16 protein-coding genes are annotated in these 12,718 nt (G+C 70.0%); 5 read left to right on the top strand and 11 right to left on the bottom strand.

All coding sequences use genetic code 11. From position 1 onward, the window contains the following. Position 1: 1 nt before the first annotated feature. The 5 genes from P2Q00_RS15405 to P2Q00_RS15385 all read right to left on the bottom strand — a co-directional run bounded on the left by P2Q00_RS15405 (position 2) and on the right by P2Q00_RS15385 (position 5,416). On the bottom strand, positions 2-1,720 hold the full coding sequence (locus P2Q00_RS15405) for an LCP family protein (RefSeq protein ID WP_425579617.1): 1,719 nt from the start codon (positions 1,718-1,720) through the stop codon (positions 2-4). A 111-nt stretch (positions 1,721-1,831) separates the two neighbouring features. Beyond that, the gene (tatA, locus tag P2Q00_RS15400) at positions 1,832-2,038 is read right to left on the bottom strand and encodes a Sec-independent protein translocase subunit TatA (protein WP_275773052.1); all 207 of its coding nucleotides are present in this window, start codon (positions 2,036-2,038) and stop codon (positions 1,832-1,834) included. An 80-nt stretch (positions 2,039-2,118) separates the two neighbouring features. Continuing rightward, positions 2,119-4,746, bottom strand: a complete 2,628-nt coding sequence (gene mgtA / locus P2Q00_RS15395; protein ID WP_425579618.1) for a magnesium-translocating P-type ATPase — start codon at positions 4,744-4,746, stop codon at positions 2,119-2,121. Continuing rightward, on the bottom strand, positions 4,739-5,095 hold the full coding sequence (locus P2Q00_RS15390; RefSeq protein ID WP_275773051.1) for an ArsR/SmtB family transcription factor: 357 nt from the start codon (positions 5,093-5,095) through the stop codon (positions 4,739-4,741). Before P2Q00_RS15390 ends, mgtA begins: the two co-directional genes overlap by 8 nt. 42 nt (positions 5,096-5,137) lie before the next feature. Continuing rightward, positions 5,138-5,416, bottom strand: coding sequence for a hypothetical protein (locus P2Q00_RS15385; RefSeq protein ID WP_275773050.1), 279 nt, complete (start codon positions 5,414-5,416; stop codon positions 5,138-5,140). 149 nt (positions 5,417-5,565) lie between these two features. Between P2Q00_RS15385 and P2Q00_RS15380 the strand changes: the two genes are divergently transcribed. Further along, positions 5,566-6,525 (top strand): D-2-hydroxyacid dehydrogenase family protein, encoded by a 960-nt coding sequence (locus P2Q00_RS15380; RefSeq protein WP_275773049.1) that lies wholly within the window; start codon positions 5,566-5,568, stop codon positions 6,523-6,525. A 40-nt stretch (positions 6,526-6,565) separates the two neighbouring features. Here the strand turns inward: P2Q00_RS15380 and P2Q00_RS15375 are convergent, their stop codons facing one another. The 5 genes from P2Q00_RS15375 to P2Q00_RS15355 form a co-directional block, all read right to left on the bottom strand. Continuing rightward, a complete protein-coding gene (locus P2Q00_RS15375) occupies positions 6,566-7,438 on the bottom strand; it encodes a tyrosinase family protein (protein ID WP_275773048.1) in 873 nt (290 codons plus the stop codon). Beyond that, positions 7,422-7,889: a tyrosinase family oxidase copper chaperone gene (locus tag P2Q00_RS15370; protein ID WP_275773047.1), complete on the bottom strand. Its 468-nt coding sequence runs from the start codon at positions 7,887-7,889 to the stop codon at positions 7,422-7,424. The genes P2Q00_RS15375 and P2Q00_RS15370 overlap by 17 nt, the downstream gene beginning before the upstream one ends. A gap of 79 nt (positions 7,890-7,968) precedes the next feature. After that, complete coding sequence (locus P2Q00_RS15365) at positions 7,969-8,562, bottom strand: vitamin K epoxide reductase family protein (RefSeq protein ID WP_275773046.1); 594 nt, start codon at positions 8,560-8,562, stop codon at positions 7,969-7,971. Continuing rightward, positions 8,559-9,035 carry a hypothetical protein gene (locus tag P2Q00_RS15360; RefSeq protein WP_275773045.1) on the bottom strand — a complete coding sequence of 159 codons (477 nt, stop codon included), beginning with the start codon at positions 9,033-9,035 and terminating at the stop codon, positions 8,559-8,561. The genes P2Q00_RS15365 and P2Q00_RS15360 overlap by 4 nt, the downstream gene beginning before the upstream one ends. A gap of 38 nt (positions 9,036-9,073) precedes the next feature. After that, on the bottom strand, positions 9,074-9,808 hold the full coding sequence (locus P2Q00_RS15355) for a glycoside hydrolase family 16 protein (protein WP_275773044.1): 735 nt from the start codon (positions 9,806-9,808) through the stop codon (positions 9,074-9,076). 278 nt (positions 9,809-10,086) lie between these two features. Between P2Q00_RS15355 and P2Q00_RS15350 the strand changes: the two genes are divergently transcribed. From P2Q00_RS15350 to P2Q00_RS15335, 4 genes are all read left to right on the top strand, one after another. Beyond that, positions 10,087-10,482: a hypothetical protein gene (locus tag P2Q00_RS15350; RefSeq protein ID WP_275773043.1), complete on the top strand. Its 396-nt coding sequence runs from the start codon at positions 10,087-10,089 to the stop codon at positions 10,480-10,482. A 326-nt stretch (positions 10,483-10,808) separates the two neighbouring features. Continuing rightward, positions 10,809-11,129: a hypothetical protein gene (locus P2Q00_RS15345; RefSeq protein ID WP_275773042.1), complete on the top strand. Its 321-nt coding sequence runs from the start codon at positions 10,809-10,811 to the stop codon at positions 11,127-11,129. A 60-nt stretch (positions 11,130-11,189) separates the two neighbouring features. Next, positions 11,190-11,507 (top strand): hypothetical protein, encoded by a 318-nt coding sequence (locus P2Q00_RS15340; RefSeq protein WP_275773041.1) that lies wholly within the window; start codon positions 11,190-11,192, stop codon positions 11,505-11,507. A gap of 59 nt (positions 11,508-11,566) precedes the next feature. Then, positions 11,567-11,887 carry a hypothetical protein gene (locus P2Q00_RS15335; RefSeq protein WP_275773040.1) on the top strand — a complete coding sequence of 107 codons (321 nt, stop codon included), beginning with the start codon at positions 11,567-11,569 and terminating at the stop codon, positions 11,885-11,887. A gap of 417 nt (positions 11,888-12,304) precedes the next feature. Here the strand turns inward: P2Q00_RS15335 and P2Q00_RS15330 are convergent, their stop codons facing one another. Further along, entirely contained in the window at positions 12,305-12,640 is a 336-nt protein-coding gene (locus P2Q00_RS15330; protein ID WP_275773039.1) for a hypothetical protein, read from the bottom strand. Between the last annotated feature and the right edge of the window lie 78 nt (positions 12,641-12,718).

Here is a 12,718-nt window from a genome sequence, read left to right as displayed (position 1 = left end):
CTTACGCGTCCGAGTCCTTCCGCCCGCTCGCCGCCGCATATGCCTGGGCCGGCGTCATCGGCACCCCGTTGATCTGCACCGTCTTGTAGGGGCTGACCTTCGCACAGGTCTTGGCCTTGTCGGCGGTCTGGGCGTGGGCGTCGGCGACCGCGGCGTGGGTGTCGGCGGGGGCGGCCGACGAGCTGCCCGAGGAGCCGTATGCCGTGCCGCTCGGCCAGTCGCTGCCGATGACGAGGACCACTCCACTGCTGCTGCCCTGGGTGAGGTGCGAGGAGGGCAGTCCGAGGGCGGTGGCCACTGTCTGGGCCTGGGCCTTCTGACCGGGGCCGTAGGTGATCGTCGTCTTCGACGACTGCTCGGGGGCGTTGCCCGGGGTGGTGTTCGGACTGAAACCCTTGGCGATCAGCGCCTGGGCGACCACCGAGGCGCGTCCGCCGGTGGTGGTGCCGTTCTCGACCTGTACGGCGACCTCGGAGGCCGGCACGGTGGCCGCCGCCGACGCGGACGGCGACGCCGAGGACGTCTTCTTCTTGCCGCTGCTCGACGTCAGGGACTGGTCGTTCGCGATGGTCTGGAACAGCGACTCCGCGGCGGCCGCGGGCACGACACGGTTGGCGTCGGTCGGGTCGGCCGCGGTCTGCATCGTGGTGAACGTCATCCGCTTGGACGGGACCTTGTTCAGATCGGTCGCCAGGTCCACGAGCTTGCTGACGCTGCCCAGGCCGGTGTCCACGGTGAGCGCCTTGGTGGCGGCGTCCGCCAGTGAGTAGACCTTGGCCGGGTTCGCCAGCGTGCCCGCGCTCTTGAACTTGCGGATCATGGCGCCGAGGAAGAGGTGCTGGGAGACCGTGCGGCCCAGGTCGCTGCCGTCGCCGAAGCCGTGCCGGGAGCGGACGAACTCCAGCGCCGCCTGGCCCTGGAGGGTGTGCGTGCCCTTGGAAAGCTTCAGATGGGAGTAGGTGTCGTAGACGTTGTCGCTGACACACACCGAAACGCCGCCCACCGCGTCGGACATCTTCACGACGCCGGAGAAGTCGAGCATCACGAAGTGGTCGATGGTGATGCCGGTGAGCTGGTGAATGGTCTTGACCTGGCAGGCCGCGCCGTACTGCAGTGCGCTGTTGATCTGCCCGTAGTAGCCGGACGTCGCCTGGCTGCTGTCCGGGTCCTTGCAGGCCGGGACCTTGGTCATGGTGTCGCGCGGGACGCTCATCACGGTGGCGTTGGAGCGGTCGGCGGCGACATGCACCACCATCTCCACGTCCGCGTTGTGCCCGACGGTCGCACTCGCCGAGCCGCAGCCGCCGCCCAGCTTGCAGTCGGCCTTGTTGTTCCGGCCGTCCGAGCCGATCACCAGGATGTTGATCGGGGTCCGCCCGAAGGCGTCGGCCTTTTCCTTGCCGCCGGCGCCGTCGTCGATCGCGACGCTCTTGATGTTGCCGTTCAGGTGCTCATACAGCCAGGCGCCTGCTCCGGCGGTGACCAGGATCAGCGCCGACACCGTGAACAGGGCTATACGGGCTATCCGTTTGCGCCGGGCGACGGGCTTGCCCCGGCGGCCCGAGCCGCGCCCCCGGGAGCGCGCCGCCTGCCGGGCGGCGGCCCGGCCTCCGTACGGCGAGCCGGGCGGTCCGTCCTCGGCCCCTCGCTGGCGGGGAACACTTGCCGAGCGATCGCGTGTGGCCGAATGGCCACGGGTTCCGCCCCAGGGGTCGCTCAACTCCCACTCCCTACGCTGTGGCCGACGCCAACCGCCGGCGCCACGGCGCACCCCTCGGGTTGGTTGATTGCGCAATATAGCAAGCGTTTACGAGTTCGCAGGTGGGCTGCGTCACACCTCGCGGACGGTGCTGTCCTCGGACACCGGACGGGCCGACACGGCACCGTCGTCCTTCATGGCCTTCGCCTCGCTCTTGAGGATGCGCATGGACTTGCCCAGTCCGCGGGCGGCCTCCGGGAGCTTCTTCGAGCCGAACAGCAAGATGATGACGATCGCCAGGACCAGCAGGTGCCAGGGTTCCAGTCCGTTGCGGAGCATCCCGCCCACCCCTTCTCACTTCGCGCATGGTTGCTACCTTGCGCAACTGTACAACCAAGGAAAGGCTCCATGGCCACCCCTCAGCGCAGACCGTCCAGGCGTCGTTCCTCACGTGTCCTGACCGCCACCAGTCCGGTGGTGTACAGCGCAAGAACCGCGGCCAGCAGAAGGTAGTAGAGAACCGGCAGCGGCGTCAGGCCGAGCAGCGAGCCCAGCGGGGAGACCGGCAGCAGCAGCCCTACGGCGGCCAGCGCGCCCGCCGCCCAGCCGATCGGCCCGGGCCTGCGCCCCGTCGTACGGCGCCCCGCGCGCAGGAGCAGCATCACCAGGGCCTGGGTGAGCAGGTTCTCGGTGAACCAGCCGGAGTGGAACACCGCCCGGTCGTCGAGCCCGTCGGGCCCGTGCAGGGCGAGCTCCAGCACACCGAAGGTGGCCAGGTCGGCGACCGCGTTGAGGACGCCGAAGCCGGTGATGAAGCGCAGCAGTTCACGCGGGCGCAGCACGGTCGGGCGCCGCAGCACCGACGGATGCGGACGGTCGTACGCGAAGGCGAGCTGGGCGGCGTCGAAGCACAGGTTCTGCGCCAGCACCTGGGCCGGGAGCATCGGCAGGAAGGGCAGGAGGAGGCCGGCGGCGAGCATCGCGATGACGTTGCCGAGGTTGGAGGAGAGGGTGATGCGCAGATACGTGGCGATGTTGCCGCCGGAGTACCGTCCGGCCGCGATGCTGTGGTCGATCGCGGTGAGGTCCTTGGCGGCCAGGACCACATCGGCGCTCTCGCGGGCGACGGCCACGGCGTCGCGCGGTGCGATGCCGACGTCGGCGGCGCGCAGGGCGGGCAGGTCGTTGACCCCGTCGCCGAGGTAGCCGACGGTGTGCCCGCCGGCGCGCAGGGCGGCGGCGAAGCGGGCCTTGTGCTCGGGGGTGCAGCGGGCGAGGACGACGGTGCGGGCGGCGGCCGCGGCGAGTTCGGCGTCGGTGAGCCGGTCGATGCCGTCGGCGGTGAGGACGCCCTGGGCCGGTACGTCGATGCCCAGGTCGCGGCAGGCGCGGGCCGCGGTGCCCGGATGGTCGCCGGTGAGGATCTTGATGGTGACACCCCGGTCGGCGAGGACCTTCAGCGCTTCGGCGGCGGTGGGGGCGAGGGCGTCCTTGAAGGTGACGAAGCCCCGGAAGTCCAGGCCCCGTTCGTCGGCGGCCGTGTACTCACGGGTCCGTGCGGGGCGTTCGGCGGTGGCGACGGCCAGCACCCGCAGCCCGTCGTCCGCCTGCCGTGCCGCGAGCGCGAGCAGCTCACCGCGCTCCTTGTCCTCCAGTGCGCAGCGCTCCAGGACGGCCTCGGCGGCTCCCTTGACGACCAGGGAGTGCGTGCCCAGCCGCCCCGGCGTGCGCACGACCGCGGTCGCCAGGCGCCGCAGCGGATCGAACGGAAGGGCCGCCACCCCGTCGTACGCCATGACGTCGTCCTCGTCGGCCGTGTCCAGGACCGCGTCGTCGAGGGCGTCCGGGGCGGGCAGATCGGCCAGCTGCAGGGTCCACCAGGCGTTCACCGCGGCCCAGCGCAGCACCTCGGGGTCGTCCCGGCCGTCCGGGCCGAGGGCGCGGTCGAGGACCGGCCGGTCCTGGGTGAGCGTGCCGGTCTTGTCGAGGCACAGCACATCGACGGCGCCGAGGTCGTGCAGCGCGGGCAGCCGCTTGACGATCACGCCGTGGGCCCGGGCCAGCAGCGAGGCGCCGCGCGCCAGGCACATGGTGACGATGACCGGCAGCATCTCCGGCGTCAGCCCGACCGCCACCGCGACGGCGAACGGCAGCGTCTCCAGACCGCGGTCGCGCAGGGCCGCGTTGGCCATCAGGACCAGCGGCGGGGTCAGCAGCATGAACCGGATGAGGATCCAGGAGATGCCGTGCACGGACCGGTCGAAGGCACTGGCCTCCGGCCGGGCATCGGTACGACCGTGCGCCGCGGCGAACCGCGTCCGCGCGCCGGTCGCCACGACGACCGCGGTGGCACTGCCGGACGCGACGCTGCTGCCCTGGAAGCAGAGCTGCGGCCGGCCGAAGCCGCTGCCGTCTGCCGTGTCGACGGCGTCCTTGGCCACGGGCGCCGACTCGCCCGTGAGCACGGCCTGGTGCACGGTCAGACCCTGCGCGCGCAGCAGTCGTACGTCGGCGGGGACCAGGTCGCCGGGGCCGAGCCGGATCACATCACCCGGCACCAGCTCCTCCACCGGAATCTCCCGGGCGTCCGGCGGCAGATCCTCCCCGGTGCGGCGCAGGACGGTGGCCGTGGCGGCGACCAGGCCGCGCAGCTCGGCCATGGACCGGCCCGCCCGGTGCTCCCCGGACGCCCGCAGCACACAGCTCACGGCGACCAGCAGGAGGATCACACAGGCGGTGCCCCAGGAGGCGACGACCGCCGACACCAGCCCGAGGCACAGCAGTACGGCGGTGAACGGCTCGCGCAGACTGCGCAGCAGCACTCCCGCCCAGGAGGCTTCCCGGTGCGTCGGCAGAGTGTTGGCTCCGAAGCGGACCTGCCGCTCCTCGGCCTGCGCCTCCGTCAGCCCGCGCGGCCCGCTGTCCAGGCGCCGCAGCGTCTGCAGCAGGGTCACCGGCCCCGGGCCGGCATCGGCGACCGGTCCCGGCCCGCCCTCGGAAACCAGTGCCCCGGGGTCCGGTTCCGAGGCCGCGGTGGTGTCAGCCACCGGCCCCGCGCAGCGCGTGCACGGACGCCCCGTCGGCACGCGCGGCCAGCTGCCCCACCATCACCCGGACCACGGTCACGACATCGGGATCGTCGACGAAGTAGATCTGCCGCCGCCCCTCGCGGCGCGACCGCACGAGCCCGGCGAGCTTCAGCTTCGCCAGGTGCTGGCTGACCGCGGGCAGCGCCCCGCCGACCCGGTCCGCGAGGTGGGTGACATCGCTCTCGCCCTGCGCCAGCGCCCATACGAGGTGCAGCCGGGCCGCGGAGGCCAGCAGTCCGAAGGCGGCGGCCGCCTGAGCCAGTACCTCGGCGGACGGATCCTCGAAGCCCCCGATGTCTGCCGCCACAGTCCTCTCCCGTCCCGCCCTGGTCGTCACGCTCGGTCCAGTCTAGGTGTCCGGCTGTGCCCGGACCTCCGTATCGCCGTCCGCCGCCGCCCCGTCGTCCGGGTCGGTCCGGCCGCGGGCCGCCATGAGGAACCAGGCGAGGTCGCCGACCGCCGTCCCGGCAGCCACGGCCCCGAAGATCAGCCCCGCCGTGATCAGTCCCTCACCGACGTACGGCCGCCCGGCGAAAACGCCCAGACCGAAGCCGAGGAACAGGAACACCGCCGCGGCAACGGCCGGCACACCGGTCACGAGCATCGCCCGCACGCACACGAACCGCATGATGTATCTCCCCCGATGGACGAACGCCTGCGGCATGGAGTGGCGAGTGTAATGGTTCTCGGATTGCGCAATCTTTAAAGGCTCAGGTGATCTGCAACCATTGCCGATCACGCCCTGCCACCCGACCACGCCGACGAAAGGGACCCGCCGTGCGGCTGCGCTGCGCTGTGCTCGACGACTTCCAGCAGGTGGCGACGGAACTCGCCGACTGGTCACCCGTGGCCGACCGGGTGGAGACCGTCAGCTTCCGCGAACACTTCGCCACCGAGGCCGAGCTCGCCTCGGCCCTCTCCGGCTTCGACATCGTCGTCACCCTGCGCGAGCGCGTTCCCTTCCCGGCCTCGCTGCTCGCCCGCCTGCCCCGGCTGAAGCTGCTCATCGCCTCCGGCATGCGCAACAGCGTCATCGACTACGCCGCCGCCGAGGCGCACGGCGTCACAGTGTGCGGCACCGCGAGCACCTCGACACCGCCCGTCGAACTGACCTGGGCGCTGCTCCTCGGCCTCGCCCGCGGCATCGTCGAGGAGAGCAGCTCCCTGCGTTCCGGCGGCCCCTGGCAGCAGACGGTGGGCGCCGACCTGCACGGCCGCCGCCTCGGACTGCTCGGCCTCGGCAAGATCGGCAGCCGGGTCGCCCGGGTCGGCACCGCCTTCGGCATGCACGTCAGCGCCTGGAGCCAGAACCTCACCAAGGAGTACGCCGACGAGGTGGGCGTCGAACTCGCCGCCTCCAAGGAGGAGTTGCTGTCGAGCAGCGACTACGTCTCCGTCCACCTGGCCCTCGGCGACCGCACCCGCGGCCTGCTCGGCGCCACCGAACTCGCCCTCCTCAAGCCCACCGCCTACCTGATCAACACCTCCCGCGCCCCGATCGTCGACCAGGACGCCCTGCTCACCGCCCTGCACGAGGGCCGCATCGCGGGCGCGGGCATCGACGTCTTCGACATCGAGCCCCTCCCCGCCGACCATCCGATGCGCACCGCTCCCCGCCTGCTCGCCACACCCCACCTCGGCTATGTGTCGCGGGCGAACTACGAGACGTACTACCGGGAGGCGGTGGAGGACATCCGGGCATTCCTGGACGGGGCACCCGTACGCCGGCTGAGCTGAAACAAGGAAAGGAAAGGGCTGGAAGGGCTGGAAGGACTGGTCAGTCGTACTGATAGATCCAGCTCACGTCCTCCATCTCGTCCGGCGTCACGCCCCACGGCGGCATCCGCTCGTGCCGGGCGACGATCCGCCCGCGCTGCTCGCTGTCGGGACCCGGCGGGTAGGTCGGCAGATAGCCCGTGCTCCCCGGCCCGTGCCGTTGCTGCCAGCGGGTCCACTGCAGGTCGACGAAGGCGTGGTGCAGCCAGAACACGGGGTCGTTGACGGAGGCGCCGCCGACCATGGCACCGCCGACCCAGCGATGGACGAGGTTGTGGTTGTGCAGGGCGGCGGTGTCCTCCCCGGTCCCCCACCCCTCCAGCTTGTTGCGGAACCCCTCCACGCAGGTGGAGTCCCAGGGCGGGGTGTCGTAGACCGGGTCGTCGAGCGCCGTCTCGAGGTCCTCCTCCGTCGGCAGCTCGATGGGGTCGCGGGCGCGGCCGAGGTCCCGGGTGAGGAACACGGCGTCGATGATGCCCTCCCTGATGGGCCAGTAGCCCTGCACATAGGCGAACGGCCCGGTGACGACCTGGCGGTCGAAGCTGCGCCCGTTGCCGCCGAGGAGGTCGTCGGTCCAGGGCACGGACATCGCCGAACGGTCCCGCGTCCAGTCCCAGTACGGCACCGTCACCGACGGATCGACCCGTTGCAGCGCCCGCTCCAGGTCCAGCAGGAAGCGGCGGTGCCAGGGCAGGAAGGACGGCCCCATATGGGCCGACCGCAGGCCCCGCTCGCCGTCGGAGGTGTAGTACGCGATGTGCATCCGCACGAACTCGTCGTACTCTCCCCGCCATTTGATCTGGAGCAGCGCGTTGACGAACCGGCGCCGCTCGTCGCGCGTGAGCCTGCTCACGTCCTTACGCACGTACGTCATGGTCTTCCCCCATGTGCATGGGGGCCCCGCCGAGCGGGCCCGGCGCCAGGTCGCGCAGCCCCTGCCCGGGGCCGAGTTCGTCGACGGCCGCCCGGGTCGCCGCCAGCGAGGTCCGGTACGAGCTGTAGTGGTTGACCATGCTCAGCCAGGTGCCGTCGGAGCGGCGCATCAGATGCAGCGGGTGGCCGTCCACGGTGACCTGCCACGCATGGCCGCCGGCGCGGGTTCCGGCGGCGGCGAGCGGGGCGCCCCGGATGCGACGGCCGCGGTAGATCTCGTCGAAGGCCGATTCCGCCGCGCCCCCGGAGCCGGCGACGCGCCGCGGGACGCGCGAGGCGGCGAGGACGGGTGCGAGCGCGAGAGCGGCGATGGAGGCGAGCACCCGGCGCCTTATCGCCTGCCTCGCCCGCTGCTCCCCGCCCATCGGTACTCCGTCGGCACTGACGACCATGGCTCGCTCCCTCGTACGCCCAACACCGGTACGGCCATACGATGCTGCGCGCACCCGGGGCGCCGACGGAACCAATAGGTCATTTCGTCCAAAAATCCCACCAACGGGTCAGGATCAGCATTCCGACGACTCCGATGTGCAGGACCGGAACCACCCAGGTGAAGTCCGCGAAGAGGGCCTTCAGCAGGCCCGGCGCGGGCAGGAAGCCGCTCCTTACGTTGAAGGACGTCACGTACCAGAACAGCAGGATCGTCGCGGCCCAGGCCAGACAGCACCACAGGCACAGCGCACCGATCCGGTACAGCGACTCGAACTGCAGCCACGACACGAACCCGATCCCGAACAGACAGCCCGCCTCGAAGGCCAGCCAGTACCAGCCGGGGAACGCGGCCCCGGCCAGCAGACTGACGCCGACGCAGATCACGACGGAGTAGGCCACCAGGCCCAGCATCGGGTTGGGGAATCCGAAGACCGAGGCCTGGTCGCTCTTCATCACGCTGCCGCAGGACACCACCGGGTTCAGACTGCACCCCGGGACGAAGCCGGGGTTCCGAAGCAGCTTGAACTCGTCGACGGTGATGACCCAGGAGGCCAGCAGCCCCGCCGCGCCCGTGACCACCAGCAGCAGGGCGAACGCGCGGCCGGACCGAGGGCCGGCAGCCTCTCGGGTCACCCGACCGCGGTCGCGGCGAGGACCCTGGCCAGAGCGGTCACCACGCCGGTGACGGCCGGGGCGACCTTGTCGTCGTCGCCCGAGGTGATGGCCGCGAGCAGGGTGTCGACCGCCTTCTTCAGGGCGGTGAGCGTGTCGCCCTTGAGGTCCTTGGCCGTCGCCGGGGTGATCTTGGCGATGGCGTCCTTCACCGCGTCGACGAGCTTCTGCGCCTCGGCGACGGACAGATGGCCGCTGTCGGCCTTGAGCACCGCGTTGAGCAGCTTGGTCACCGGAGGGAGCACATCGCCGAGCTCGCCGAGGTTCTTGACCTGGGCGAGCAGCCCGTCCGCGCCGGGCACGGGCCCGCTGGACGACGCGGGGGTCCGTTCTCGTACGGAGTCGGCGGCGACGGCGGCCGGACCGGCGATGCCGACCAGCAGGAAGGCGCACAGAGCGGTGGACGCGAGGCGCCGTACGGGCAGTTCACGCATGGGAGTTCCTTTCGACATACGACCCGTTGGGGGAACACTCAGCGATAGACGCGGAGGTAGTCGGCAGCGAAGGTGACCGGGCCCGGACCGGAGGGGGCCGGGTGGTGCCGCCCGGCGCTCAGCGACAGATTCAGGATCAGATACGCCGACCAGTCGGCTCCCACGCCGGTGCCGTCGCGGAAGACCCGTTCGCCGTTGACGTACCAGTCGACCGAGTGCTCGCCGTAGCAACTGCCGATGGTCACCCACTCGTCCGGGGCGATCGCGTCGGCATCGGTGTGGTACGCGCAGGCGTGGTTGACGTGGTTGGACAGCTCCAGCAGATGGGGGTTGTCCGGGTGGTACTCGAAGGTGTCGATCTCGTTCTCGCCGTCCTTCCAGGTCCACAGCGCGGGCCAAGCGCCGGTACCTGAGGGCAGTTTGACGCGGGTCTCCGCGTAGTCACCGGTCCTCACCTCGAAGCCCTCGGCGGAGTACTCGGTGGTGAGCAGGCCGGTGTGCCAGGCCTGCTCACCGTTCTCAAGCGTGTGGCCGGCCGGGGCGGCGGTGAAGACGGCCACGCCTTCGGAGACGGTCACACGGCCGGGGCTGAGCCAGTCGAGTTTGTTGTCGTCCGGATTGTGGTTGCCGTAGCGGTAGGCGCTGGTCCGGTCGCCGACCCATTTGGCCCCCCAGGCGATGGGGGTGTCGAACTCCTCCGACCACAGGAGCGACCTGCCGGTGGCGATGGCAGGGGACGCGGTCGGCGTGGACTTGGCGCTGTCGGCGGTCATGGCGGTGAGGGTAGGGCCGCAAAGCGGCCGCCCCGGCCGAAGTACCTGCCGCACTGCTGGAATTCCTCTTTCACACTACCCATCCGGTCGAAGCCGCACCCACCATACGATCAATTTATTCACCGACCATGTGAATCCCTTTGACGACACCGTACGCAAAGCATTGTTCACCCCTCTGACTTTCATGCGTATGGAGTAACGCATCGCTTTTACGGCGGCCTTGGACTGCTATGTTCTCCAGCCGTCGGCTCAGAGGTAACTTTCAACCGAGGTGAATCATGAAGAAGGCAATTTTCACCACTGCGGCTTTGGCCATCGGCGCGGGCCTCGTGGGTGGGTCAGCCGTCGCGGCGTCGGCCGCCACCCCACCGGCCGTACCGGCCTCGTCGGGCGGCCTGCTCGGTCTCATGTCCCCGACCAAGGTGACTCCGGCGGTCGTGCCCGCGGCCGACGTCGTGTCGCGGCTGGCCCGCAACGGCAAGCTCGCCAACGGCAGCGCCTTCGACAAGCAGAAGACGCCGGGCGTCTCGGGCGTATACCTGGACGGCATGGACCCGAACGCCGCCAAGAAGCCCACGATTCCGGTGAAGAACCCGGCCGGCAACGGCGTCGTCCAGGTCCACCCGCTGCAGGCTCCGACCTCGGCCGGGCTGGGCAGCCTGCTCAGCAAGTGACGAGACGGAAACCGTAGGAGCCGGCCGTACCGGCGAAAGCTCCCGCTGCTTCAGCCCCGCACCCCCCGAACCAGCTGTCCGGCCCACCGGCCCTCTCCCTTCCGGTGGGCCGGACACATGTCGGCGCCCGTTCCGTCTTCGGATTGTCATTCATTTACGCCACACGGATTCTGCATCCATTCCGGCCCAGCCCCCCGGAACGTGCGGCATTGCGCCATCCGACGGAATAAACCTTGTTTAGGCGCCAGTCCCGTGACTTATACGCGCATATCAAGGTTTCCTGGTATGCAAGCGTGCGCAACGGTGAATTGAGGAAGGAAACTGAGTTGCCCAGGAAGTTCGCGGTCATCACTGCCCTCACCCTCGGCGCTATGGTCAGCAGCGTCGGTTTTGCCTCGGCCAACGACAACACCACCACCGTGAAGGGCGGCAGCGGCTTTGCGGAGTCGCCGGTCGTCGTGAACGCCCCTCAGCAGGGTGTTCTGGTTGTCAACGGGACGCTCATCGACGGTCGTTGCATCGCCCCGTGGTCCAACGGGTCCGTGCTCGGCGGCGTCGTAGCCCCGAACTCGCACTACGCGGCCTGCAACACGGCGGCCGTCGACCAGTCGCAGAACGCCCCGTACGCGGGCGGCCTGCTCTTCTGACCTGCTCCGAGTAACTCGGAGCAGGTGCATCACCCAAAACAGCTCGGAAAGGCGCAACTCATGCGTAACAAGGTTTCGGCCATTTCCGCCCTCGCCGCGGGCCTCGTGCTCGCGGCGGCCGGCACCGCCGCGGCCGAAGACTGCACCGACGCCTCGGGTGGCGGCGGATTCTCGTCGTCCCCGGTCGTCGTCAACGCTCCCCAGCAGGGGGTTGCCGTCGTCAACGGCTCGGTCGCCGACCTCCGTTGCGTCGCGCCGTGGTCCAACGGTTCCGTCATGGGCGGCGTCGCGGCCCCGAACTCGCACTACGCGGCCTGCAACACGGCGAAGATCGACCAGTCGCAGAACGCCCCGTACGCGGGTGGCCTGCTCTTCTGACCTGCTCCGAGCAATTCGGAGCACGGAACTCCCCATCGCCCCACCGAAAGGCGCATCCTATGCGTAACAAGGTTACGGTCATTTCCGCCCTCGCCGCGGGCCTCGTGCTCGCGGCCGGTGGCGCCGCCGCGGCCGACGACTCCAACACCACCGTCACCGGCGGCAACGGCTTCTCGCAGTCCCCGATCGTCGTGAACCAGCCGCAGCAGGGCATCGCCGTCGTCAACGGCTCGCTGATCGACGGTCGCTGCATCGCTCCCTGGTCCAACGGCGCCGTCATGGGCGGCATCGTGGCTCCGAACTCGCACTACGCCGCTTGCAACACGGCGGCCGTCGACCAGTCGCAGAACGCCCCGTACGCGGGCGGCCTGCTCTTCTGAGTCGCACTTCACGCGATGGCGGTCCACCGGATTTCCGGTGGACCGCCATCGGGCTTTTCGGTGCCTTTCACCATCGTTTTGTAAATCGAGTTTTGCAAATCGATTTACAAAAAGGCTCCGCGCATAAGCCCGCGGGGCCCGTCTGCGTCAGTCGCAGACAGGCCCCGCGGTCAGGAGGTGGCCGCCGAAGAGCGCGCCAACAAGGAGGGAAAGGCGCTCCACCGGGTCATTCCAATGGGGATAACGGCGCCCTGTCGCTTGCGGTCACCCCGTGTCGTTCGTTTGGCCCAGCGCACGAAGCGTGATCGCAGTACGCTCCCCCCGCATATGCCGAAGGGCCGACCCCGGGGAATGCGGAGCCGACCCGAATCGTCCGCCCCATGGGCAGAGAAGTTGTCGCCGTGCCTTTCGGACCGGCTACTTGCCGACCGCCGGAAGCCCGCCCAGCAGCTTGCCGCCGGCAGGGGTCGCCGGCAGCGCGGGGTTCGGCAGGGTGCCACCGACGACGGGGCCCTTCATTCCCGCCTCCTTCATGCTGCCCTTCACGCTGTCCTTCACGCTCTGCGCCACCTGACCGACGTTGTCGCCCACGAAGCCCGTCGACACCTTGGCTGCCGTGGGGACACCGCTCGCGACCGTCTTTCCGCTGTCCACGAGGCCCCCGGCCGGCATGTCCGCCGCGACCGCGGAGCCGGCGACACCGGCAATGGCGAGGGAGCCGGCTACGACGGCGGCAGCCTTCAGAGTCTTCATCGTGTGCCTTTCTTTCGTAAGTCGTCTTCGCCCGGCCTAACGAGAGCGGGGCTTCCGGGAAACCCTGTTGCCGTCGCC

This window comes from Streptomyces coacervatus (assembly GCF_029223485.1).
Classification (GTDB): domain Bacteria; phylum Actinomycetota; class Actinomycetes; order Streptomycetales; family Streptomycetaceae; genus Streptomyces; species Streptomyces coacervatus.
Note: the sequence above shows the minus strand (reverse complement) of the source record. Positions and strands in the feature narration are given on the sequence as shown.